At 43.8% G+C, this 24,226-nt stretch carries 18 protein-coding genes; 11 read left to right on the forward strand and 7 right to left on the reverse strand.

Annotated features, from left to right (window positions below; all coding sequences use genetic code 11):
* Positions 1–97: 97 nt before the first annotated feature.
* The 3 genes from pruA to AC5JL3_RS22035 form a co-directional block, all read right to left on the reverse strand.
* Positions 98–3,076, reverse strand: a complete 2,979-nt coding sequence (gene pruA / locus AC5JL3_RS22025) for an L-glutamate gamma-semialdehyde dehydrogenase (protein WP_496076516.1) — start codon at positions 3,074–3,076, stop codon at positions 98–100.
* Positions 3,077–3,372: 296 nt separating this feature from the next.
* A complete protein-coding gene (locus AC5JL3_RS22030; RefSeq protein ID WP_496076517.1) occupies positions 3,373–3,954 on the reverse strand; it encodes an SH3 domain-containing protein in 582 nt (193 codons plus the stop codon).
* 243 nt (positions 3,955–4,197) lie between these two features.
* Positions 4,198–4,593, reverse strand: coding sequence for a hypothetical protein (locus AC5JL3_RS22035; RefSeq protein ID WP_496076518.1), 396 nt, complete (start codon positions 4,591–4,593; stop codon positions 4,198–4,200).
* A gap of 139 nt (positions 4,594–4,732) precedes the next feature.
* Between AC5JL3_RS22035 and AC5JL3_RS22040 the strand changes: the two genes are divergently transcribed.
* Together AC5JL3_RS22040 and AC5JL3_RS22045 are read left to right on the forward strand one after the other, a co-directional pair.
* Positions 4,733–8,047: an ATP-binding protein gene (locus tag AC5JL3_RS22040; protein WP_496076519.1), complete on the forward strand. Its 3,315-nt coding sequence runs from the start codon at positions 4,733–4,735 to the stop codon at positions 8,045–8,047.
* 235 nt (positions 8,048–8,282) lie between these two features.
* Positions 8,283–9,776, forward strand: coding sequence for a slr1306 family protein (locus AC5JL3_RS22045; protein WP_496076520.1), 1,494 nt, complete (start codon positions 8,283–8,285; stop codon positions 9,774–9,776).
* Between the two features lie 130 nt (positions 9,777–9,906).
* Here the strand turns inward: AC5JL3_RS22045 and AC5JL3_RS22050 are convergent, their stop codons facing one another.
* The gene (locus AC5JL3_RS22050) at positions 9,907–10,221 is read right to left on the reverse strand and encodes a hypothetical protein (RefSeq protein WP_496076521.1); all 315 of its coding nucleotides are present in this window, start codon (positions 10,219–10,221) and stop codon (positions 9,907–9,909) included.
* A 118-nt stretch (positions 10,222–10,339) separates the two neighbouring features.
* Here AC5JL3_RS22050 and AC5JL3_RS22055 point away from each other — a divergent pair, with 118 nt between their 5' ends.
* The 5 genes from AC5JL3_RS22055 to AC5JL3_RS22075 all read left to right on the forward strand — a co-directional run bounded on the left by AC5JL3_RS22055 (position 10,340) and on the right by AC5JL3_RS22075 (position 14,401).
* Positions 10,340–12,952: an NACHT domain-containing protein gene (locus tag AC5JL3_RS22055; RefSeq protein ID WP_496076522.1), complete on the forward strand. Its 2,613-nt coding sequence runs from the start codon at positions 10,340–10,342 to the stop codon at positions 12,950–12,952.
* A gap of 27 nt (positions 12,953–12,979) precedes the next feature.
* Entirely contained in the window at positions 12,980–13,279 is a 300-nt protein-coding gene (locus AC5JL3_RS22060; protein WP_496076523.1) for a hypothetical protein, read from the forward strand.
* Positions 13,280–13,389: 110 nt separating this feature from the next.
* Positions 13,390–13,614, forward strand: coding sequence for a hypothetical protein (locus AC5JL3_RS22065; RefSeq protein WP_496076524.1), 225 nt, complete (start codon positions 13,390–13,392; stop codon positions 13,612–13,614).
* Positions 13,604–13,981, forward strand: coding sequence for a type II toxin-antitoxin system VapC family toxin (locus tag AC5JL3_RS22070; protein ID WP_496076525.1), 378 nt, complete (start codon positions 13,604–13,606; stop codon positions 13,979–13,981). The genes AC5JL3_RS22065 and AC5JL3_RS22070 overlap by 11 nt, the downstream gene beginning before the upstream one ends.
* 24 nt (positions 13,982–14,005) lie before the next feature.
* Complete coding sequence (locus AC5JL3_RS22075) at positions 14,006–14,401, forward strand: helix-turn-helix domain-containing protein (RefSeq protein ID WP_496076526.1); 396 nt, start codon at positions 14,006–14,008, stop codon at positions 14,399–14,401.
* Between the two features lie 102 nt (positions 14,402–14,503).
* Here the strand turns inward: AC5JL3_RS22075 and AC5JL3_RS22080 are convergent, their stop codons facing one another.
* Positions 14,504–15,925: an isochorismate synthase gene (locus tag AC5JL3_RS22080; protein ID WP_496076527.1), complete on the reverse strand. Its 1,422-nt coding sequence runs from the start codon at positions 15,923–15,925 to the stop codon at positions 14,504–14,506.
* Between the two features lie 415 nt (positions 15,926–16,340).
* Between AC5JL3_RS22080 and menA the strand changes: the two genes are divergently transcribed.
* The 4 genes from menA (at position 16,341) to AC5JL3_RS22100 (ending at position 20,597) form a co-directional block, all read left to right on the forward strand.
* A complete protein-coding gene (gene menA / locus AC5JL3_RS22085; protein WP_496076528.1) occupies positions 16,341–17,240 on the forward strand; it encodes a 2-carboxy-1,4-naphthoquinone phytyltransferase in 900 nt (299 codons plus the stop codon).
* Between the two features lie 8 nt (positions 17,241–17,248).
* The gene (locus tag AC5JL3_RS22090) at positions 17,249–18,397 is read left to right on the forward strand and encodes an o-succinylbenzoate synthase (protein ID WP_496076529.1); all 1,149 of its coding nucleotides are present in this window, start codon (positions 17,249–17,251) and stop codon (positions 18,395–18,397) included.
* On the forward strand, positions 18,382–19,791 hold the full coding sequence (locus AC5JL3_RS22095) for a 2-succinylbenzoate--CoA ligase (protein WP_496076530.1): 1,410 nt from the start codon (positions 18,382–18,384) through the stop codon (positions 19,789–19,791). Before AC5JL3_RS22090 ends, AC5JL3_RS22095 begins: the two co-directional genes overlap by 16 nt.
* A 212-nt stretch (positions 19,792–20,003) precedes the next feature.
* A complete protein-coding gene (locus AC5JL3_RS22100) occupies positions 20,004–20,597 on the forward strand; it encodes a type IV pilin-like G/H family protein (protein ID WP_192218684.1) in 594 nt (197 codons plus the stop codon).
* Here AC5JL3_RS22100 and AC5JL3_RS22105 read toward each other — a convergent pair.
* Both AC5JL3_RS22105 and AC5JL3_RS22110 read right to left on the reverse strand, forming a co-directional pair.
* Positions 20,583–21,866, reverse strand: coding sequence for a serine/threonine protein kinase (locus tag AC5JL3_RS22105; protein WP_496076531.1), 1,284 nt, complete (start codon positions 21,864–21,866; stop codon positions 20,583–20,585). The genes AC5JL3_RS22100 and AC5JL3_RS22105 overlap by 15 nt on opposite strands.
* A gap of 153 nt (positions 21,867–22,019) precedes the next feature.
* Positions 22,020–24,059 (reverse strand): protein kinase domain-containing protein, encoded by a 2,040-nt coding sequence (locus tag AC5JL3_RS22110; protein WP_496076532.1) that lies wholly within the window; start codon positions 24,057–24,059, stop codon positions 22,020–22,022.
* Positions 24,060–24,226 lie beyond the last annotated feature (167 nt).

Consider the following 24,226-nt stretch of genomic DNA (forward strand, 5'->3'; position numbering starts at 1 on the left):
AAAGCTAGGCGCAAACGTCATCGAGACATCGACGCTCACACCCAACTTATTTGGGTTTTGTTAGTTGCAGCGGATAATGAACCCTAGACCAGCTCTCCTACTCAGCCCCTTCAATGGGTGCAAAGCCCTGACGCTGAATGTTTTCAGTAATCGTGCGGGGTTCTAGGAATTGCAGTAAGTAGTCGGGTCCACCTGCCTTTGAGCCGACACCAGAGAGTTTAAATCCACCAAAAGGCTGTCGAGAAACAATTGCACCTGTAGTGGTGCGGTTGATGTAAAGGTTTCCGACTTCAAACTCGGTTGTGGCTTGGTTGATGTGGGAAGGTGTTCGAGAATACAAACCACCTGTAAGGGCGTAGTCGGTGCCATTGGCAACATCAAGTGCTTCTTGAAAGTTCTTCGCTCGAATGACGGCAACAACTGGCCCAAAGATTTCTTCTTGAGCAATCTTCGCATCGGGTGAGACATCCTTAAAGATGACGGGTCCAATAAAGTAACCAGTATCAGGGGCTGACATTTCCAACGCGACTTCTGCGTCTTGACGACCTGCGGCGATATACTCCCGGATACGGTCTCTGGCATTGGCATCAATGACTGGCCCAATCTGAGTACTTGGAGCTTCTGCTACGCCAATATTAAGCGATCGCGTCGCCTCTACTAAGCGACCCACAAAAGCCTCATACACAGGTTCTAAGACAATCACCCGCGAACAAGCCGAACACTTCTGTCCACTGTAACCAAACGCTGATTGCACCACACCTGCAACGGCTTGGTCAAGGTCAGCACTTTCATCGACAATAACCGCGTTCTTCCCGCCCATCTCTGCAATCACTCGCTTGAGATGTTTTTGCCCCGGTTGTACAATCGCCGCCTCTTTATAAATTCGGCAACCGACTTCCTGAGAACCTGTAAAGGCGATTAAATGGACATCAGGATGATTAACCATGTGAGCGCCTACCGTTGACCCTTTGCAAGGAACGTATTGGAACACGCCTTTGGGTATCCCTGCCTCAACCAAAATTTCAGCAATTTTTGCGGCAATCACTGAGGAGACTTCAGCAGGTTTGAGGAGGGTGCAATTTCCGGCTACTAATGCTGCTACTGTCATCCCAGTTGCGATCGCAATTGGGAAGTTCCAGGGCGAAATAACAACGGCAATCCCTCTCGGTTGGTAGATGTAGCGATTCGTCTCACCCGCCACATCATAGATATGCCCTTGTTCAAGGCGTTCCATCTCATCCGCATAGTAGCGGCAGAAGTCGATCGCTTCTGACACTTCTGCATCTGCTTCCCGCAACGGTTTGCCCACTTCCAAAACAACCCAAGCTGATAGTTCAGCACGACGCTGTTCCATCAACTCTGCGGCTTTTCGCAATACACCAGCACGTTGCCGTACAGGTGTCTTCCTCCAGCTTGGGAATGCCGCTTTTGCAACTTGTAAAGCTTGTTCTGCTTGTTCAACTGACAGTAGCCCTATTTTCCCCACTACCTCATTAGGATTGGATGGATTGACGGAATCAACTGTTTGCTCAGTGTTTTGGTACTCACCGTTAATGAGAGGTAAGTACGTTTTACCCAGTTGTTGCCGAACGGTTGCAAGGGCTTGTTGGGCTTCCTGTCTTGCCTCTACCTCCGCATAGTCCGTATCTGCCACATTTGGGAAAGAGTAGGAATTTTGCGGATGATGTTCCGACTCTGGATTGGCGTGGACAGGTGGGGCAAGCAGTTCCTCAATCGGTCGTTCTTCCATGCTTTGCCGCAAGAATGAACTATTTGCCGTATTCTCTAGCAAACGGCGAATGAGGTAAGCCATCCCTGGCAACAGTTCGCCATACGGAGCATAGACACGCACCCGATGACCCCGTTTCACTAACGCTTTTGCCAGTTGATCACCCATGCCGTAGAGAACTTGCATCTCGAAGCGACGACGAGGGATGTTGAGGGTTTCTGCGATCGCAATTGCCAATGCTTGCGATCGCACGTTATGGCTACCAATTGCAGAATAAATATATTCGTGATTCTCCAGCATCAACTGGGTCATCTTCTCAAAATTGGCATCCGTTGCCGCTTTATCGTTATAAACTGGCTGCGGCCAATCCTTTTGTGCGGACTTGATTGTCTCCTGATCCCAATACGCCCCTTTTACCAGGCGCACGGTGAACGGATAGCCGCGCTGTTTCGCCCACTCAATCAACTCACGTAAGTCTTGCTCACTGTCGCGTAGATAAGCTTGCAGCGTTATACCGACATCCGTGCGAGAACGAAACTCCTCTTCCATCAACAGTTCTTTAAGAATATCGAGCGTCATGTTTTTGTAAACATACTGCTCCATATCGAAGTGAACGCCTGCCCCCAGTTCTTGAGCGCGGCGTAAGAGAATACGAAGGCGATCGCAAACTCTTTCCTTACTTCCTTGAGGATCGAGCGGGTCAAACTGCGAGTAAAACGCCGTTAACTTGACTGATACTTGAACTTGTGGTATAGGCTCACCATCCGCAAAATCAATCTCTTGTACTGGCGACCACTTCTTCGCTTCCTGGGTCAACTGCTCCATCAAATCCAGGTAACTTTGTAGGTAAGACTGCGCCTCAGCTTCCGTAATGACTGCCTCTCCTAATAAATCGAGAGTGAAAGCCATCTTATCTTTCCGCAGTCGCTCAATCGTCTTGAGTACCTGCTTAATGTTCTCCCCAGCAATATATTTGTGGGCAAGCGTTTCAACGGCGGTAGAAACCGTTGTTGCTGCTACCTGTCCCGGCATTGAGTCAGCTTGAGCAAAGTTGAGCATTCCTTTGAGTGCTGCTGGCAGTTCAACTGACTCATCACCTAAATATTCCTGCAAATGACGAGCAACTTCCGGCTTGCTACGCAAAGCGGGTAAAGAATCAATGAAGCGAAACAACTGCACCCGCAATCCTGGATTGCCCATTGCCCAGGCTAGCAATTTATCATCCCAGCGCATTTGGTCACGCATCTGGGCGAAAAAGGAGCGATTCTCTCTGGTTGCTGCCAAAAGTTGTTTGGCGATTTCCTGAGTTTTCGTTTCGTAGGTGCTTTTCTGTACTTGTACAACCACGGCTGGCAGACTCCTATTCTGGGCGAGGCTTTGGACTGAAGCCTTCTATATTACTTAACTAAAGTTGTCAGCGGATCGTTGGTCAGCTATCAGTCGGTTAGATTCCTCTGACAAAGATTTAGTGGCTAATCGTTAGTCGGAGTTTCACTCTCCCACCAACTTTGATCTGAAAGCTGATTGCTGAAAGCTGATTGCTCTTTATATTTCTATTGTCCAATTTAAAACCCGAATTGGGGTCTGCTGGTTGGTTAGCTTAACACTACTACCTAAAGCTGGGGAGTCTTAATGTCTCCTTACTATCTCAACTTGAGATAAGCAGACGATACATAACCCTTCACAGGAGAAGAAATGGGTACCCAGCCATTTACGCCGCGATTCACAATCGTAACGCGCTGTCCATTCGCTAAAGATCCGACAATAGCACTGTTAATCGAGGGTTCTTGCCGCACACGAAGACTACTGTCCACAACTACTCGGCGGTAGTTACTACTGGAACTAGAAGGAGGTACAGGTGTAGCGCATAACTTGAGATAAGCCGCCGCTACATAACCTCTAACAGGGGAAGAAATCCGTACCCAGCCATTAACACTCTGACCCTCAATTGCAACAAGGGTTCTATTGCTTAATGAGCCAACAATTGACCCACCTGGACTTAAGCGGACATTGAGACTGTCGCCACGAGTGACAACTCGGCGACAGTTGTCTGATTGTGCCAGTAGAAATTTACCCTCCTGTGAGGCTGTTGTTTCTGGAGGAGACGGCTTGATGCTTTGCGATGCAGGTTTAGCAGCAGTAGAAGGAGTCGCAAAAGTTGTCACAGCCAGTGAAAGGAATGGAGTCACGGCTATGGATTGTTGCCAACCGCTAAGCTGTTTCATTGGGATAATTCCTTATCAAATCGAAGAGAGATGCTTTATTCTAAAGCCCCCAAAAAAGCTCTAGCCAGCGATAAAATCCGAAATTCAACGTTTTAGGCAATTTTCTAGAGATTCAGGTTTAAATTCACTATTTTTCGACCAATAGACTAAAAATTTCATCAGTGGCAAACTTTAATGATCACAAAAAAAGTAGAGTGCATTGCGATGCACCCTACTTCTTCCCCAGCTTTTGGCTATTACAATTTATCCTTCAGACGAAAAAGCCCCGTTAGCAGTGACGGGGTGTTTTTCTGTACTATGCGTAAAAGACGTTGGAAGCTCAAGCAATGTCCATTCGTTTTTGATGTAACTGAGGTCAGATGGTCTAGATACATAGCTCTCAACATAACCACAAGTACCACAAATGTAGGTATCGAGTGGGACATAGCGATCGCCAGAAGTTCCAGACCCTACTGTAATCGTGTTTAAAGAGGGAAACTTTCTATTCGTGTTGCAAAAAACCTCGTGCGAACTGCACTTGGGACATTGACCATTTTTCATCTGATGACTGCCTTGAGGTAAAAAACTTGCTTTGATTCCTTTTACCGATTTGGTACAGCACAATCGGGATAAAATCTCACTCACCGAATCAACAAACATCTAGTCCGATTAACTACTTGGTTTATAGCATTTGGGCTTCAAGTCTGCTGTCTGTTAACACTCATTTCCTGGCACGACTGACGTTAAAGACTTACCCTTTTGGATGGAAGCCTTGTGGATAGTACCCCAGGAGAGCCAAATGAAGTTTAGATTGGGTTGGTTGCGTAACCAGGTTGTCTTGGCTTTGGGCACATTGTTTGTCATTGTTCTGAGTGTCTTGCCATTTAATCTAACGTCTATTCAGGCACAACCTCAGATGCTGATGCCGCCAGAGGCACAACCACAGGAAATCCTACAAGGCTGGCAATACCACTGGGGAGACTTTCCTCTGAATGAAGCTGGTGTTCCAGTTTGGACACAACAAGAGATTTCTAGTCCTGGCTGGCATCCATTTGAGTTCCCTAAACGCTTATGGAAACAACAGGGGCAAGAAATTGTTTGGCTGCGTGTTCCTTTACCCAGTGGACAATGGCAGTCTCCTGCACTGTATTTGCGTGCCGTTCCCTACATACTCGGTGCTTACATTGAGGATAAGCCAATCTATACAGAGCTTTCGCTAAACTCGTCAAATCAAGTTAAACGAGAAGAGTATCAATGGCCAATTATTCCTCTTGAGCCTCCTGTTGCAGGGAAAACTCTGTTTTTCCGGGTTTATGCGGGTTACGCCTCGGCAGCCGATATCTATATCGGTTTATTTGACCGAGTAATGATTGGTTCTAAGACGAGTCTAATTAAGCATTTAATTCAAAAAGAGATTAGCTCTGTACTGGGTATTTTCTTTACTTGCTTAGGTTTAATTGCACTTTTAATTTCTTTGAATCGTCAAGAAAAGCGAGCCTATATCAAATTTGGTTTGTTATCTATATTTGTTGGCACTTATACAACGGCGAATAGTCAGGTTGTTACTCTGTTTTTTAGCAATCCAGCAGCATTAGATTATATTCGGAATATATCTTTTTACTTAATACCAATTAGTGGCTGTGCTTTTTTTGAAGAAGTCTTTGGGGCAGGATATCAGTCAGTTATTCGGCGTTTGTGGCAAATTAACTTAGCCTATGTGCTGGTTGCGATAACCTTAGTGATTAGTAACCTAGCTTTGTGGAGTCAGACTATATTTCCGGCTCAACTATTATTTCTAGTAAATGCTGTTGTTTTATTATTTGCGGCTCTTCAAATACTAATCAGAGGAAATCTGGATGCTAAGCTATTTACTTTTGGCTTTATTATTCTCACTCTATCTGGCGTTCACGACATCCTGGTTTATATTTTTAGCCCAATAACTTGGTATTCGAGAATCTATCCTTGGGGAACCTTTGTTTTTATCCTAATTTCAGGATTTATCTTAGAAAGTCGATTTAATCAAGCACGAAAACGATTACAAGCTTATGCTATTGAATTAGAAACTAAAAATGCAGCTCTTAAGAGATTGGATCAGCTTAAGGATGAATTTTTGGCAAATACGTCTCACGAACTAAAAACTCCTTTAAATGGAATTATTGGTATTGCAGAGTCACTAATTGATGGCGTAACAGGTCAGTTATCTAAACAAACCGTTTTGAACCTTTCCCTAATCGCTTTGAGTGGAAGAAGGTTAACTCAGCTAGTGAATGACTTGCTAGATTTCTCACAGCTAAAACACAAAAAGCTTGAATTGAAGATTAATCCAGTCGGGATGCGAGAAGTAACAGATATTGTGCTGATGCTTTCGCGATCGCTTATTGGCAACAAATCCTTACAACTGATTAATAACATTGCTCCGGAGATGCCTCCTGTGGATGCCGATGAGAATCGAGTCCAGCAGATTTTGCACAACCTTGTGGGTAACGCGATTAAGTTTACCGAAAGCGGCATCATTGAAGTTTCTGCCGCTATTGTCAATGAGATGTTAGCTGTTACCGTTACAGATACAGGTATTGGCGTCCCGGCTGATAAACTAGAGCGAATCTTTGAGTCGTTTGAACAAGCGGATGGTTCAATTGCAAGGGAATATGGAGGTGCAGGATTAGGTTTAGCGGTAACACAACAGCTAGTTCAGCTACATGGTGGCACTATTCACGTCGAGTCTACTGTAAGAGTTGGCTCACGCTTCACGTTTACTCTCCCCTTATCAAGAAATAAGCTAGAAAGTAAACAACAAGACGTGTCAAAGGGTCAAGATTTATTGGCACCAAAACTGTCTGCTAATGAACTGTTAATTGATAGTAAGACATTTGTTCCTGCGGAAGGAGGCTTTCAAATCTTAATTGTGGATGATGAACCTGTAAATCTTCAGGTGCTTGTCAACCATCTTTCTTTGCAAAACTACGCCATTATTCAAGCTTCAAATGGAATAGATGCATTAGAAGTCATTCACAATGGTTTAAAACCTGACCTTATTTTGTTGGATGTGATGATGCCAAAAATGACGGGGTATGAATTTTGCAAAAAAATTCGTGAACAATTTCCGGCTAATGAAATGCCTGTTGTATTATTAACCGTTAAAAATCAGGTATCAGACTTGGTAGAAGGGTTTAATTCTGGAGCCAATGATTATTTAACCAAACCTATCTCTAAAAATGAATTACTAACACGCATTAAAACCCATATTCGCTTAGCAAAAATCAATGAGGCTTATGGACGATTTGTGCCTCATGAATTCTTAAGGTTTTTGGAGCGAGAAAGCATTGTTGATGTTCAATTAGGTGACCAGGTACAGAAAGACATGACTGTTCTGTTTGCCGATATTCGCTCATTCACGACCTTGTCAGAGAGGATGACACCTAAACAAAACTTTGATTTCCTCAACGCTTGCTTGAGTGAGGTGAGTCCAGTCATTCGCAACCACAACGGCTTTATTGATAAGTACATTGGTGATGCAATTATGGCGTTGTTTCCTCAAACGACTGACGATGCAGTACAGGCGGCAATTGAGATGCAAAAGCAGATTTTGCTCTACAACGAGCATTTGCAAAAGAGTGGTGATGAGCCAATTGCGATCGGTATTGGTCTACATACAGGCAGTTTGATGCTAGGAACTGTAGGAGAGGCGCAGCGGATGGAAACGACTGTGATTTCTGATGCGGTGAATTTAGCGTCTCGTTTGGAAGGCTTAACTAAGGTGTATGGGGTTGATATTTTAATTAGCGAACAAACCCGGTATCGCCTCAATGATCCACAATGTTATAAACATCGGTTTCTCGGTCGAGTTAAGGTAAAGGGTAAAACTCAACCTGTGGATATATTTGAAGTCTATGAGGCAGACCCTCAGCCAGTGCTTGAACTCAAAGAGCAAACTCGTAGGGAGTTTGAGGAAGGAGTGGCTTTGTACTTAGAAGACCACTTTGCACAAGCACAACAGATCTTCGAGCAAGTTCTACGCAAAAATCAGCAAGATAGAGCAACACAGTTGTATATAAAACGTTGTCAGAGGGTGCAAAACTTCGGCGCATCTGAACTTAATGGTTTAATTAGCTAGGGAAAAATTTGGCTAGTCCAGCAGGGCGGCAATAACTATCCAGTTGAAAAAGGTTCAAAAGCTTGCTGTACAAGCAATATTCCTTCTGCCCTAGAGCCTTCTGTCTTCTTGCACTAGGTAGGAAGTGGTGAAACGAGCGAAGTGGGTCAACGAGGACTAGCATAGAGAGAGGAAATAGCCCAAAAATTTTGGTTGAGGGTGGTGACTTTGGTGGGAGTAGCTTTCGGAGGGAGAGATGGCTGTTAAATTGCGGCAACCTATTTTAGTGGGAGGAGTTAGCCTGTCGTTTTTGCTCTGGCTTTTGCAGAGTTGGCATCACTCTGTTGGGCAAGTAGGTGAGTTTGGTGTACTCGGTGTGATGGCATTAGGTGCTGGATTCTGGTTGTTCCAGCAGAAAAACTCGAAAGAAATTGATTTTTCGAGGGAATCAGTGCCGTTAAACCGTGAGACGGTGGAAAAAGCGATCGCTTCTTGCGAAACTCTAATTAATCACCTAGAAACTGAGGCAGGCAACCCAGAGACGATTAGCCAATTGCGACAGCAGGTTACCCAACTCACAACACAGTTAAATCGACAGGAATTACAAATAGCCGTAACGGGTGGTAAAAGTGTCGGGAAAACGGCTGTTGTTCAAGTGTTGGAGTCTATCTGGAGTAAACAACCGCAGCGTCTTACCTTAAAGGAGACACCCGCGCTGTTTATTAATACAGATGGCGATGTCACGGCAGAATCCCTAGCGAAAGAAGTTGCTCTCGCTTCGGATTTAGTTCTATTTGTCACGGCTGGTGATTTGACCGATACTGAGTTGCAAAGCTTGCGACAATTGAGAGCGACAAACCAGCGAATTTTACTGGTATTTAATAAACAAGACCAGTATTTACCAACAGAACGAGCGACTGTGTTGCAACAGCTACGGCAACGGATGACGGGGTTATTAGGTGCTGAAGATGTGGTTGCGATCGCATCTTCTCCTGCCTCAGTAAAAGTGCGTCAGCATCAGCCAGATGGTTCGGTACAAGAGTGGATGGAACCACAATCCCCTGATTTAACCTTACTAAGTGGGCGGTTAAGTCAACTTGTTGCTCAAGGAGGGCAGCAATTAGTTTGGGCAACTACCAATAGAGCCGTGGTAGCGCTGAAAACTGAGGTGAAAACCGAGTTAAATAAAGTCAGACGAGATCGCGCTCTCCCCTTGATTGAAAAATATCAGTGGATTGCGGCAGCAGCAGCGTTTGCTAACCCAGTGCCAGCACTCGATATCCTCGCAACGGCGGCAATCAGCGCCCAGTTAGTGAAAGATTTGGGTGAGATTTATCAGCAAAAGTTCTCACTCTCACAAGCCCAGTCAGCCGCTAAAACGTTAGGCACTTTGATGCTCAAGTTGGGACTAGTTGAACTCTCAACTCAAACCGTGGGCAGCATCCTCAAAAGCCATGTCGTCACCTACGTTGCAGGTGGCGCTGTGCAGGGAGTTAGCGCGGCTTATCTCACAAGATTAGCGGGTCTAAGTCTCATTGAGTACTTCCAAGAGCAAGAGATTAGCCAAACTACTGCAACGGGACAACCGTTCAACATTGAGCGACTCGGACAGAAACTGCAATCCGTGTTCCAGCAAAATCAACGGGTAGCATTTTTGCAGGGTTTTGTCAAGCAAGCGGTGGGACATCTTGCGCCAAAGTCACCTCAACCTGAACTCACGGGTTCTGAGACAGGGGCAACTGCTGCTTAAATCTATCTGTAGGGTGCGTCGCGACGCACCCTACGAAGGCTGACTTTGGGAGCTGCAATTTTCCAATGGGGTAGGTAAAAAGTTAGGGGCGCTCTTGTTTTGCGCCCTCAGGCAAGAGAAGTGTAAGGGATTACTTGGTTTTCTTTTGTGGCTGTTGCAGCATTACAGGCACCAATACTTTAATCAAGCTTGCGATCGCGCCAATCAAAACTGAAATTGCCATGATGACAGCGACAGGACTGTTCCCATCTGTCAGACTGACATTTGCCCTATCTGGCTGAACTTGTGCAGGAGTGACAAGCTGAATAGGTTGGTTTGTTTGCTCTAGTTTTGTGGTTGTCTTTAGAGTTTCCATCATTTCATCCTCATCTGTTGGTTGTATCGGGTGTCGATGAGACAAGCCTAAATTTATGAGTAGGTCTACCTCCAGACCAGTTGAGGACACTAATTAAGTTCCCTTTTCTGTCCTCCCAGATGAAGGATGAGGCTAGCTAAACTATGGCTATGAATCCACGTAGGGGCACGACATATCTATCGTGTCCCTAACACATCACAAAACAGCTATGAGTCAAACGCGCAAACCTCGTAGTGTTCGGGCAACTGAAGAAGGACGCTACAAACTCCAACAAGCCAAGGCTGCTGGACGAGATGATGATGGTAAGCCTCTGACTTATGAGCGCATTGCTGAAAGGGCTAGGGTAGACAAAAAGACAGTTGAGCGGTTTTTCCGTGGCGAAGCTAAGGATAGGGATTCTGTTGTTGCAATTGTCCAAGCTTTGGGTTTGGAAATCACAGAGGTAGTCGATCCAAAGGAGTGGAATCCACCACAACAGACATCTGATGCGATCGACTGGCACGAAGTTTGTGGCAAAGTCTTAGCACAGCAGCAAGAATTCCAGCGACTCCGGCGGCAAGCTACTGAACGGGGTTTTGAATTAAATGTCTATGTACCACTGGGATTAGTTGAGCGCAAACAACAGCAGCGTTGGGGTGGAGATGTTCCTCTAGAGGAGGTGTATCAGCTAACTGAGGAAGTCATCACCAAAGAGTATGACAATGACAAGTTTCTGACAGAAGTAATTGAGCCTGGGAAAAGCAGGCGTATTGCTATCATCGGCGAACCCGGTGCTGGAAAGACTACGCTGCAAGAGAAAATTGCGGTTTGGATACATGACAAGAACAAAGGCTTGCCGATTTGTATCCCGTTGGGAGGCTTGCAGGGGAAATCCCTCGAAGACTATCTACTCCAGATTTGGCTCAAAGCGGCGCTGCGATTCATTGAACTTGATGCTTCAGGAGTAGAGGCTAAGGCATTCGCTTCTCTAAAACAACAGTTCCGTGAGGGTAAGGTGTGGCTGCTGTTAGATGGGGTAGATGAGATGGCGGCTACCTCACCTGTGGAAGCGTTAGCGACTATCAAAGAACAATTAACAGACTGGCTGGTAGAGGCGCGGGTGGTGCTGACTTGTCGCCTCAATGTCTGGGATGCCAATGTCACCAATATGTTGACTGGCTTTGAAACCTATCGCACTCTGGAGTTTAAGCCGGAGCAGGTTGAGGATTTTATTCGACACTGGTTTGCCTGCGCCGAGGAGTCGCAACGGGGAGAAGAATTACTAAAGAAGTTAGAGGAAACGGGGAAAGAGCGCATCCGAGAATTGGTGAGAAATCCCCTACGGTTGTCGCTATTATGTCAGACATCGTATGTGCTGCCTGTGGATGAGCCATTGCCAGAAACGAAGGCGGCTCTTTACGAGAGATTTACTCGCTATTTTTATGAGTGGAAACAAGAGCAACATCCGACAACTCGAACTGAACGGCGGCAATTGAATCAAGCACTAGGCGAATTAGCTAAGGCAGGAATTAACAGTAAAGTTAGGTTTCGGTTAGGAGAGGACTTCGCCTGTGATGTAATGGGTGAACCGCTGTTCGATTTAGCTTGCCGTCTGGGTTGGCTAAATTTGGTGGATAGAGAGGCAAAAACTGATGAAGCTGTGTATGCTTTCTTCCATCCTACGTTTCAAGAATATTTTGCAGCGTGTGCGATCAATAACTGGCACGATTTCCTAAATCACGTCCCTGACAATCCAATGCTAGGTACTTACCGCATTTTTGAGCAGCAGTGGACAGAGGTGATTATGCTGTGGTTGGGGCGACTAGATTTGGAAAGGGAGTATAAGGAAGAGTTTATTCAGACGTTGCTAGAGTTTGAGGATAGATGCGGAGGCTTTTATAGTTTTAGAGCCTATTTCCTGGCAGTGGTTAGTATTGCTGAATTTGGGGATTTTAGCGATGCTGATGCAGTCGTTAAACAAACTGTTGAGTGGATTTTTGGTATTTTCGATGATACGAAACAGGTTTGGATAGGATATCTTAACCCAGTTCCCTGGTTAGCTCAAAACGCTCTGTTGGGAACAGACCTGAATAGGGCAATTAAAACCGTAGCTCAAAAAATAATTCCTGCCGTAACTAATGCCGCTCAATACTCGCCCTCTACTCAAGATGCCGCTATTAGAGCTGCTGAGATTTTAGGATTAGTAGGTACAGATAGCTCAGAAGCTATTAACGCTCTGATCAAACTAATTAATATTGAGAACTCACACTTCGTACTAGTACGTTCTCAAGCTGCTGAGAGCTTGGTAAAGATTGCTATAGGTAACAAAAAAGCTATAGCTGGCTTGACAAGCTTACTTCTATCTGTAAAAGAAAAACAAGTTCTTATAACAGTTGCTGGGACTTTAGGAAAAATTGATCCTGGCAACTCCTCTGCTATAAATTATCTACTTGAACTGATGCAGCCTAGTCAGAGTGAAGAAACCCGTTTAGGCGCAGCTTGCTGTTCATTAGAAATTGATGTTGTTAAATCCACTGCCATTAGCACTCTCAACGAGCTGAGGCTTAGCCAAGATAAAGGGGTGTCTTGGTACGCCAATATGGTATTGCAACAAGGCTCTGTATTTACTATCGAGTATGATCAACTGGACACTGTCAGTTCAGATGACATTAAAGCTGCTGAAGAATGCTGGAATCAAAGCAGCTCTTTGATTGAGTTGCTCAGTGAAGACAAACATGAGTTGGCTCGTCAAGAAGCAATCTGGACATTAGAGAAATACGCTTCCAGTAACCCTGAAACAATTACAACTCTTATTAAAGAGCTTTACATAAGTGAGAATTAGTCTGTTATTCAAGCAATCACCTGGATATTGAGCAGAGTTGCCCTCGGTGATGAAAATGTTGTTAAACATCTGATTCACCTGATACAAACCAGTAAAAATGGGTTACTCCTAACGGAAGCACCTAGAGCTTTGAGCAAGCTCCTTCAAGGTGATTTGTTCTCAGTAGCAGTCAGAGGTTTGAAGGATTACCTACAAAATGAAGTCTATAAAACCGATCCTGGACGCTACGAGCAAATCTACCAAATACTCTGGTTTTGCACTCGAAAGATGAGCTATCCAGATTTCTATCAAGCTTGGCATGAGACAACCACTCATCAGCAGGGATAGGATTTAGCGATCGCTTCCTCTGTGACTTGAGCAAATTTGATGGTGCGATCGCACATCAGCTAAGTTAGATAGACTCAAAACTGAGTACACCTCGTGAGCTAGATATCTAAATGCAAGTTTTAACACTCACTGGCAAAATCGACTCCGATGGGCATCTGCATCTGGATATATCAACTCAGCTAGCAGCCGGAAATGTAGAGTTAGTCCTAGTGATTAACCCCACACCCCAAGAAAAGCAAAACCGCAAAAAATACGATTTTTCCGACTTAGCTGGTAGATTAACATTGCAGGGCGATCCAGTAGAAATCCAAACAAGGATGCGGGATGCGTGGTGAACGTTACCTACTAGATACAAATGCCATCATTGCTTTACTCCAAGGTAATCAGCAGTTAATCGAACTCCTGCAAGATGCCGAATGGATTGGTATTTCCATTATTAGTCAAATTGAATTCCTGGTATTTCCAGCACTAAATGACGCAGATAGGCAACTATTCAATGAATTCTTGCAGCGCATTGAAATTATCTGGATAGAGCCAAGTCAGCCTGAACTGGTTGAATTAACGATTCAACTACGACAGCAGCATCGCCTTAGACTTCCCGATGCGCTGATTGGGGCTACTGCGATTCACTTTGGCGCAAGTCTAGTGACAGCAGATGTTCAGTTGCAAAACATTCCCGCTTTAGATACTCTCGGTTTTTAGTGACAGTGATTCGAGCAGTACCATTTGAAAACTCCTACTAGCTACTACATCGAGCTAATTACTACCTTTCCCCCACGTCCAATTACCAATGAAGCTGAGCTAATCGCTACTCAGAATCAGATTAATTCTCTTTTGGATAAAGGCAACCTCATACAAGACGATCGCGATTACCTAAAAGTGCTTGGTACTCTCGTCTATGATTATGAAGATAAAAACGAGCCAATGCCTACTCTAAAGGGTGTTGAACTCCTCAAAGCATTGCTAGAGGAATCTAATCTTCAGCCAAAAGATTTACCTTCCATCTGCCAATCTGAATCTATCATTTTAGAGATTTTGGATAGAAGACGTGAACTCACAGCTAGTCAAATAAAAGAACTAGCTGCTTTTTTCCATATCTCTCCTGCTGCCTTTTTTGAGTAAAGCTTAAAGCGAGTGCGATCGCGGCATCCTCCCAGTGAAGACTCTCGTCAGGAACAGTAGAGCGATCGCTTTTCAGATAGCTTAACAAACTACTTAGCTAAATTAAGCTAAAGCTCTTAAAAGCGCCTGTAGTTTTAGCTGAATTTCTACTAGCTCTTTTTCTGGAGCGGAACCTGCAACAATACCAGCACCTGCGTAGAGTCTAGCTTTTGAACCTTCAATTAAAGCAGAGCGTATTCCTACAATAAACTCACTATTCCCCTGATAGTCTACCCAGCCTAGTGGGGCAGCATACAAGCCTCGATCAAAGTGTTCGTAGTGAAGAATATGTCTAAGCACAACATCTGTAGGAACACCAGCAACCGCTGGAGTCGGATGCAGTTTTGCCACAATATCTAAGGGATGCACATCAGTGGGAACTAACGCTTGGATTGGTGTCCATAAATGCTGAATATTTGACAGTTGTAACAGTTGAGGTGTCGGTAGTAACTGAGGTACTAACCCTAACTGAGCGAGGCGTTTGGTGATAAAATCAAGCACGAATTGATGTTCACGCCTCTCTTTTGGACTAAGAAGTAATTGATGAGCAAAGGCGGCATCCTCGCCTCTTGTTTTGCCTCGTGGTGCAGAACCTGCTAAAGCATCCGTTACTAACTGCTTGTTGTGAATACTAATCAGGCGTTCAGGACTTGCACCAATGAAGTTTTGTCCTTTCCCATTACTAGTCGAAAAAATGTAGCAATCTGGATGACGCTTTCGTAAATTCTTAAGGGAGTTAATCAGGTTAAACGGTTGTGGTGAAAGAACATCAATTGCGTTAGCAAGAACAACTTTACTAAATTGATTCGTCTGGATTGACTTTAAAGCAGAAGAAACAGCCAGCTTAAACCACTCTGTATTGTTTGAATCCTGCTTAATTAACTGTGCTAATTTAGTCTCAGTTGAGTTTGCAAGGCTATGTCCAGACCAGCTAATAGTTCTGAACTGACTGCATAAGCTCTCTACTAATAATTCAAGATTGACTTTTGAACTGATTTCAACATTAGCCACTAAGACGCAAGTATCGTTTTGTATGGAAACTTGCCAGCGTGGCAGGAAAACGGTGGCAGAGGGGAAAGGAGTGACAACAGTTAAATTATTTTCAAAAAAGGTAAAACTACAGAAAAAGTGAGAACCAGAGAATGGTAAATTTAAGATACCATTAGTGATTGTATTTTTCAGGCAGTGCTGGATAAACTGCTGAGCTTTAGAAAAGCGATCGCATCCTTCTACTTGCAACGATACAGCAGCATCAATAGCTGCGATCGCTTCTTGTTTGCGTCGGTTTTCCCAGTAAAATTGCAGTTGGTTCGGTTTTGCGATCGCTTGTAAGACAGCCAACGGGTCAAGCCGCTGCATTTCTTGAGAAATACTAACAATTTGTGGACAATCTTTTGCAATAGATTGCTGTTTCCCCACTGAGAGAATTTGATACAGCTGTTTGTGATCTTGAAAGAGATTGGCACAAAATGAGGTGACTGTCATAGAAGCTAGAGATAAGTAAATTTTTTTGAAGTTCTGTTCTAAAGACCGATTGACAATGGTGGGATGTCTAAAGGGACATACTTGCTCCCTACCTAACCCCTAGTGTCGATTGACACCTTCGCTCCCGCTTTACACCCCCAGTCGCCTCCTCGATTGGGTAGCTGAACACCTTACTGACAGCACAGATGAGCAATTCTGTAATGCCAACTTACTTATGGTACCGAAGAAACTATCACCTGCTAGGTGATCAGTGGTGTTGTCAGCGATGTAAGGAGACGACGAACTCCAAGTCTCGCTTGAGTCTGGTAGTCAATCCCTTACTCAGGTTCTTGTCTGTATCTGAGTATGCACTCACAAAAAAACACAGAAATTTCAGGAATCTCTGAGCTTCTAGTAATTTAATCAATTCTGTCTGATGACTACAAGTTTTGTTGAACAGTCAAACAGTAAATTGTGGCTAGCCGCTATCAAGCCACCCATGTACAGTGTTGCTATCGTACCAATTTGGATAGGAACAGCTGTTGCTTTTGCAGAAACTCGAATGATTCACACAGGAATATTTTCGACGTTTTTGATGTCAGCAATTTTGATTATTGCTTGGCTAAATCTTAGCAATGATGTTTTTGACTCCGAAACCGGAATTGATGAAAATAAAGCGCATTCTCTTGTGAACTTGACGGGAAATAAACGGTTGATTTTCTGGTTAAGTAATTTGTTTTTAGCAGCAGGTATCCTAGGAATATTAGCGATCGCCTGGTGGCAGCGAGACTTTACCGTGATTGGCATCATCCTCCTGTGCTGCGCCTTAGGATACAGTTACCAGGGACCACCCTTTCGCTTAGGTTACCAAGGATTAGGGGAAATTATCTGTTTTGTCACTTTTGGTCCAATGGCAGTAGCCGCCGCCTACTACTCTCAGGCGCAAACCTGGTCAATGAACTGTCTTGCTGCCTCTACAATTGTTGGAATTGCCACTAGTGTAATTTTGTTTTGCTCCCATTTTCACCAAGTCAAGGATGACTTGGCGGCGGGAAAGAAGTCGCCAATTGTCCGCCTTGGTACGAAACGAGGTGCCCAAGTCTTACTCTGGTTTGGCAGTAGCATTTATGTCCTCACTACTTTGTTCGTCTTGTTGGGCGTGTTCCCTTTCTGGACGTTACTTGTGTTTGCCAGCTTACCGCTCGCACTGAGGTTATTCCAGCACGTTTCCCAAAATCACGACAAACCAGAGAAGGTGAGTAACTGTAAGTTTATTGCCGTAGCCATGCATTTTTGCAGTGGTATGTTGCTGGGACTAGGATTCGTCATTGGTTAGTCAAACAAATGACAAGAGACTCCGCAATGCGACTTGAGTTTCGTTCTTATCGACATCCATTTGCGCGTGTTCTTTCCACCAGTCACGGCAACTGGGAAGTTCGAGAAGGGATTATCCTTCGTCTTACCGATGAAAATGGGCGGATTGGCTGGGGGGAAATTGCTCCCATCCCCTGGTTTGGTTCAGAAACCCTAGAGCAAGCTAAGGAATTTTGCCAGCAATTACCACCGGAAATTACGGCAACCGACATTTACTCTATCTCAACTGAACTCCCCGCTTGTCAATTTGGCTTTGAGTGTGCTTGGGGAATGGGGAATTGGGAATGGGGAATTGGGAATTGGGAAGAGGACAAGGGTGATTTTTCTTCCTTGTCTTCCTACTCCTTACCCCCTAGGGCGTGTTTTCAAACTTCCCCGTTAAATTCAGATCCCCCCCAACCCCCCTTATTAAGGGGGGAGAATTTAATCACAGTCCCCCTTAATAAGGGATCGAAGGGTTTGAAAATAGGCACTAATCCTCAGTCTCCAATCACTTACAGCTATCTGTTGCCAACGGGAAAGAAGGCTTTAGAGTCATGGCAAGCACCTTGGAATCAGGGATATCGCACCTTTAAATGGAAAATTGGTGTGGCTTCAATTGAGGATGAACTTAACGTATTTGACCAACTGATTCAAGCATTACCGTCATCAACTCAATTGCGTCTGGATGCGAATGGAGGACTAACTCAGCAAGAAGCAATCCAGTGGCTTCAAGTGTCTGAAAAGGCAGGAATAGTTGAGTTTCTGGAACAGCCGCTACCTCCTGAACAGTTCAAGACGATGCTGGAGATGAGTAGCAATTATTCGACACCAATTGCCTTAGATGAATCGGTAGCAACGCTTAACCAGTTGGAAGCGTGTTATCAGCAGGGATGGCGAGGGATTTTTGTGATTAAGCCAAGCATTGCAGGTTCTCCAAAACGCCTTCGTCAATTCTGCCAAGAACACGATATTGATACTGTATTTTCCTCTGTTTTTGAAAGTGCGATCGCAAGATACTCAGCACTTCAATTAGCGACTGAACTATCCCACCGCAATCGCGCAGTCGGTTTTGGTATTAATCACTGGTTTGACGACAACGATGAAACTTGGCTTGAGCAACTATGGAAGGGACATTAGTTTATCTCAAACAGCGTGCTAACGAGGATTGGTTAATTGGTCATGATAGCCATCAATTTTCCCAGCTAAGTGAACAATTATTCCTAGACTTAACTCAGCAGAAAAACCGAAAGGCACCACTAAAAATTATCGTGGCAGAGCAAGAGCCAGTAAGATTTCTAGCAAGCTTCATTGCTGCCTGTGCTGCTGAATGCCACGTTTTTCTGTGTAATCCCAACTGGGTTGAACAGGAATGGCAACAGGTCTTTAATTTAGTGCAACCCGATGTAGTTTGGGGAGATTTGCCAGTCGTCAGCCCTAAATCGTTAGTCAATTCCTTTCTACCTCCCTTACACCTAAACAACAAACAACCAGCAACAGACAACAAATTGCAAATCATGATTCCCACAGGAGGTTCATCAGGGCAAATTCGCTTTGCCATCCATACTTGGGAAACTTTAATGGCTTCTGTGCGTGGGTTCCATCAATATTTTGGAGAGAAACCGATTAATTCCTTTTGTGTCTTGCCGCTATATCATGTCAGCGGTTTGATGCAATTTCTGCGCTCTTTTACTACAGGTGGGCGAATGGTGATTCTGCCATTCAAAGCTTTAGTCACAGGTGAAGAATATCATCTCGATCCCGGAGAGTTTTTCATCTCCCTAGTACCAACCCAACTTGCACGATTAATCACCTCTGGTTCCTCTACGTGGTTGTCTCGCTTTCAGACGGTACTTTTGGGAGGCGCACCAGCTTGGGCAGAACTTTTAGAACAGGCAAGAGGCTACAACATCCCAGTTGCCCTCACCTACGGTATGACTGAAACGGCTTCCCAAGTCGTTACACTTAAACCCGAAGATTTTTTGAGCGGTAACAACAGTTGTGGTCAAGTTCTACCCCATGCCAGCGTGACAATTCGCAGTTCCACAGATGAAATTTTGGGTGCTAACCAAACAGGAATCGTTACAATTGAGTCTGATTCTCTAGCACTTGGCTACTATCCTCACGAAGAAATCCAAAATCTAAAATCGGATGATTTAGGTTTCTTTGATAAGCAAGGTTACTTGACGATTGTTGGGCGTCGCAGTCACAAAATTATTACTGGTGGTGAAAATGTATTTCCGGCTGAGATAGAAGCCGTAATTCGCTCAACTCAGCTAGTTTCTGATGTCTGTGTGATTGGCTTACCTGATGATTATTGGGGGCAAGCTGTAACTGCCGTTTATGTTCCCAGTTCTCTAAAAGCTTCTCCTACCTTACTTAAAACGGCAGTAGAGAATAAACTCTGTAAATTCAAGCGGCCTAAATATTGGGTTACGGTTGAACATCTGCCGCGTAATGCTCAAGGAAAGGTGAACTATGAGCAGCTAAAGCGATTAACAGCAAATTCCTTGGTTGAGTTACTTCAGGTTTAATCAGAAATGACCCAAGCTATCTCTAAAAATTTTCAGCCTCACCTATACGTTGGTTATCACCAATAGCCTCAAAAGCGATCGCTTTTCCTAAATGTCCAAATTGTCATTTATCTTAATTAAAAATTACATTAACCAAACGTATAAGTTACACTCATTTCAACCCTCACATCGAGTCCGCCAATGACTTCGTTAGCTGTAGTAGTATTCCTCCAATGAACCTTGAATCGAAAGCTAAGCTACTGTTGTGTTGTCTTAAGGGAAATAAATCCCAAGGCTTTACCAGAACAGGACTATTGGTAAGAATCCTCCTTTATAGCTGCCTTGCCACCTCTTTAGCCTTAACAGCTTACGATTTTCGCTGCAATCAGTGGTTTAGTTGTACTAACAAAGTCATACAGGCAAAAGCAAAACAGCAAATTGAGGCAGCAAATAAGGCGCATCAAGCCTATTTTTTACAAAACGGCAGATTTACAAATTCCTGGATAGATTTAGGTCTAATCATTCAAACAGAAACAGATTACTATATCTACCAAATCTCGTCTCCTATGGGGCCCGTTCAAACCTCAAACGATCCGAAAAACGCTGAGCCATTTTTTGAGAGTGTTATTACCACAGCTCTATCTAAAAAAAAATCTAGTAGTTATATAGGAGCCGTTTTTTCAATTAAACAATATGGTAACTATGAAGCCACTACCATTGCCAATATTTGTGAATTTGATCAACCCTTTTCTCTTCCTACTACTATGCCAACTCTAACCAATGGAGAAATCCAGTGTCCTACAGGTTCACGACTATTGAACAGGTAAGACGGTAAGATATTTCTGGGCAACTTTTTGACCATCTAGATAAAATTGAAATGTCCAATTACCCGGAATATCAATTTCAGGATTAAACTGATACCAACACCAAGTCTGTAATCTATTTCTTGAAGCTCGAAGACTTGCTTGACCTGTATAGACAAGCTTTTTATTCCCATCTAATATTCTACAAACGCTATTATAATCTCGATTATCTAAAGGATAGAAGTTGCTACTAAAGTAAAGCCGTTCGGCATTAATTGGAATAATTTTTAGAGTATGGCTTGAATTTAGATCTGAAGTAAATAAAACTTCACTAGTTGGAGAAAGCTTTTGTATAGCAACTTGAGGTAGGTTAACGTTTGTTTTAAAACTAATAAATTCAAGTCCAACTATAGCAAAGATAGCAACGCTAAGGGTAGCTAAACTCAACGTTATTGGCAGAACTAAATTTTTCCTCTTAGGCTTACAAAGCACATCAAGGGGCATGAGAGCATTTAAGGCTTCACCTGCGTCAGAATAGCGTTTTTTGAAGTTGGGTTCTACCATTTTTTGTAACCAGTCAACCCAATCTGAACTTAACTTAGGTATTTTCTGCTTAAAATTGATTTGACCTGAATCATCAATCAAGCTACCAATCTCAGTTGAAGTTGTGCCAGTTAGCAAGCATATCAACGTAGCCCCTAACCCATATAAATCAGAAGCCTTTGTCAGTTGCCGATTGAATAATTGCTCCGGTGGCATAAAGCCTAATGTTCCCTTAACAACGCTACTGATAGCAACTTCTCCACCTCCCAAACGAGCAAAGCCAAAATCCACAAGAGTTACATTTAATTGGTCATCTACCAAGATATTGTCAGGTTTAATATCTCGATGAATTACTGGAGAAATCTGCTGAGTTTGCAGGTACTTAAGAATATTGAGAATGGAGATAGCAATTTGCTTAATATCCTGAGGGGAAAAGTAACGAGATACAAGCAAGGAAGGCGCATTTTTATATTCCTGCACCATGCAAAAGCCAGCTGTTGTGGGAAAGGAATCGAGGTAACGAGGAATGTTAGGATGGTCTAGTCTTTTGAGAACTTGAATCTCTTGCTCATAGGCTTCATACTCTGACCAACTAGCAGCAGATTGAGCAAATTGAAACTGTTTAATGACGACTGGTGTTGAAGTGTTGATTTCGTTAGCGAGATAGGTAACACGACCCCCAGCACGATTGTGTCCCAGTTCTCGAATGACTTGATAACCGTAGTTTGAGAAATCAGGAAAATTACTCATATCAGTTTTTTGGGAATGGGGAATAGGGAATGGGGAATAGGTAGAAACTTAGGTGTACCTCACTGAAACGAGAATTGCTATATACCAGTAAAGAAAAAAACAAGCAACTAGTAATCAATAACCAACAGCTGATAACTAACAACTAACAACCAATTATGGTTTAACAAGGTGTGCAAGAGAACGGCGATATTTAGCAATCAATCTAGCTCTCTTTAGAAAAATTAGGTTTACTAAAGGGATACTAGTTCCAGCGATGGTAATAAATAGTATTCCTACTACAGCAGTAATTTCTAATGGTTCTAACCCGTTAACTTGGGACATAAGTATAGCGCTAACGGGCATTACAGTTCCTAAACTGATGCCTAATCCCGCACACAGAAGTGCAGCAAGGGTAGCATCTTTCTTGGAAAATCCTCTTGCCGTTTGATGCTCAACTACACTTCTTACTACAGGCAGCATTATACCAACCGTCCAAACGGTAGTAAAAAGACCCAAAAAGATTGGTACTGCAACGAACATGAGAAATTTATGTGAACTACCTACAATCCCAACTAATGTAATTATTGCGACTAACCAAGAAGCACTCAAACGGCTTAACTTATCTGTAATAACAACCCAAATTGAAGCCCCAACCACAGCCCCAGTTGCTGCCCCAATCAAGGTAACAGTAGGCGCAACTAATGCTCCAAACGTAACTCCCGCTAAAACCCCAATAGTAGTACCAGAAAGTACTCCTTTTATATTTGCATCAACATTAGTTACTACCATGTCGATTACGACGAGTCCAGTAACTAGTCCGGGTACAAGAAAAAAGTTCAAAGGACTGTTGGGATTACCTATTGAGCAAAGTAGCCAGCTAAAAAACCAGAATACAAAGCACAGCGTGGGAAATTCATAATTCAGTTGTTGGTTTTCAGGGAGAGGTGCTGTTTGAACTTGAATTGCGATCGCACAAGTATCTGGTGTTGTATTAGTGTGTAATAAAATCTGACGATTGTAGGTTTGACTAGCCAGTAACCTACTCGTATCTACAAAGACTTTGCACTCAACCTGATTGCCCTCAAACCTCCTAGATTGAAACGAAATCCAAGCATGGTCATCTGGAGTATGAGGTGGGTCGTTCGGATGTGGTGCTACAGTCCAACTCCCCGCTAGCAACGTTTCTGGTATTGGATTACTAACCGTGATACTTTGGCTAACTTTCTCACCAAATTCTGAAGCCCTCAACTTTAGAGAGTCGCGGCTGAGTCTAACCTTGGGTAAACGATTAACATCAAGTGGCTTGAGGACAGCAAGCGCAGAAGCCGCACTACTGTAACGTTCTGGTGGTCTAGGTTCTACCATTTTTGAGAGCCAGTTCAGCCACCCGCGTTGGAATGGTGGCACCAAATGCTGGAAATGAAGGCGGTAGTTAGCATCAATTAAGTTACCGATATCAAGCGATTTAGTGCCAGTGAGTAAGCAAATCAGCGTTACGCCTAAACTGTAAACATCAGATGCTTGGGTTAGCTGCCGATTGAATAGCTGTTCTGGCGGCATAAATCCCAATGTGCCTTTAACAACACTACTAACTGCAACTTCCCCATCTCCCACACGAGCAAAACCAAAATCGACAAGATAAACATTGAGAGAGTTTGGATAATCGCCCTCGTCAAGCAAGAGGTTTTCTGGTTTAATATCCCGATGAATAACAGGGGGATATTGAGATTGTAAATAAACCAAAATCTCTAAGACAGCAATAGCAATTTGCTTAATTTCTTGGGGTGAAAAGCGACGAGGTTCGCTTAATGATTGAGCGTGTTTGTACTCCTGAACCATGCAGAACCCATCAGGAGTTTGGAAGGAATTGAGATAACGAGGAATGCCAGGATGATTGAGTTGACGCAACACGCTAATCTCCTGCTCATAAGCATCGTACTCTGCCCAGCTAGCCCCAAACTGAGCAAATTGAAACTGCTTAATCACCACTGCAACTGCTGTTACTTCCCCGACTTCTCTCCTATCAAGAGAGTCTGCCTGCGTAGAATCACCACAATCCCAAGTGATAATCTCCCCCTGCTTCCCCTGCCTCCCCTGCTTATTTTCCTCAGAGATAGTCCTTGCCAGGTAAGTAACTCTCCCACCAACGTGATTGTGACCCAGTTCTCTGATAACTTGATAGCCGTAGCGGGAAAAATCTGGCAAGTTGCTCATGACAAGAAGGGAGACGGATGGGAATCCATTTTATGCGATCGCATAAGCTAAATAGGGATAATTTAGGCACATTCTGATTACTTTCACCGTCTAAAATTCCTACTAATCATAAACTAGTAGACTTCGGCGGAAGTCTACCTGCCATTATGCCGCCAAAGCCTTACCCT

It is taken from the genome of Symplocastrum torsivum (assembly GCF_059505465.1).

Excerpts from the sequence above, each read along its gene's own strand:
- AC5JL3_RS22035 (WP_496076518.1), bottom strand. The coding sequence starts at position 4,593 with ATGTTTGTTGATTCGGTGAGTGAGATTTTATCCCGATTGTGCTGTACC.
- AC5JL3_RS22065 (WP_496076524.1), top strand. The coding sequence starts at position 13,390 with ATGCAAGTTTTAACACTCACTGGCAAAATCGACTCCGATGGGCATCTG.
- AC5JL3_RS22100 (WP_192218684.1), top strand. The coding sequence starts at position 20,004 with ATGAACCTTGAATCGAAAGCTAAGCTACTGTTGTGTTGTCTTAAGGGA.
- AC5JL3_RS22110 (WP_496076532.1), bottom strand. The coding sequence starts at position 24,059 with ATGAGCAACTTGCCAGATTTTTCCCGCTACGGCTATCAAGTTATCAGA.
- menA (WP_496076528.1), top strand. The coding sequence starts at position 16,341 with ATGACTACAAGTTTTGTTGAACAGTCAAACAGTAAATTGTGGCTAGCC.
- AC5JL3_RS22095 (WP_496076530.1), top strand. The coding sequence starts at position 18,382 with ATGGAAGGGACATTAGTTTATCTCAAACAGCGTGCTAACGAGGATTGG.
- AC5JL3_RS22080 (WP_496076527.1), bottom strand. The coding sequence starts at position 15,925 with ATGACAGTCACCTCATTTTGTGCCAATCTCTTTCAAGATCACAAACAG.
- AC5JL3_RS22055 (WP_496076522.1), top strand. The coding sequence starts at position 10,340 with ATGAGTCAAACGCGCAAACCTCGTAGTGTTCGGGCAACTGAAGAAGGA.
- AC5JL3_RS22040 (WP_496076519.1), top strand. The coding sequence starts at position 4,733 with ATGAAGTTTAGATTGGGTTGGTTGCGTAACCAGGTTGTCTTGGCTTTG.
- AC5JL3_RS22090 (WP_496076529.1), top strand. The coding sequence starts at position 17,249 with ATGACAAGAGACTCCGCAATGCGACTTGAGTTTCGTTCTTATCGACAT.
- AC5JL3_RS22070 (WP_496076525.1), top strand. The coding sequence starts at position 13,604 with ATGCGTGGTGAACGTTACCTACTAGATACAAATGCCATCATTGCTTTA.
- AC5JL3_RS22030 (WP_496076517.1), bottom strand. The coding sequence starts at position 3,954 with ATGAAACAGCTTAGCGGTTGGCAACAATCCATAGCCGTGACTCCATTC.
- AC5JL3_RS22045 (WP_496076520.1), top strand. The coding sequence starts at position 8,283 with ATGGCTGTTAAATTGCGGCAACCTATTTTAGTGGGAGGAGTTAGCCTG.
- AC5JL3_RS22105 (WP_496076531.1), bottom strand. The coding sequence starts at position 21,866 with ATGAGTAATTTTCCTGATTTCTCAAACTACGGTTATCAAGTCATTCGA.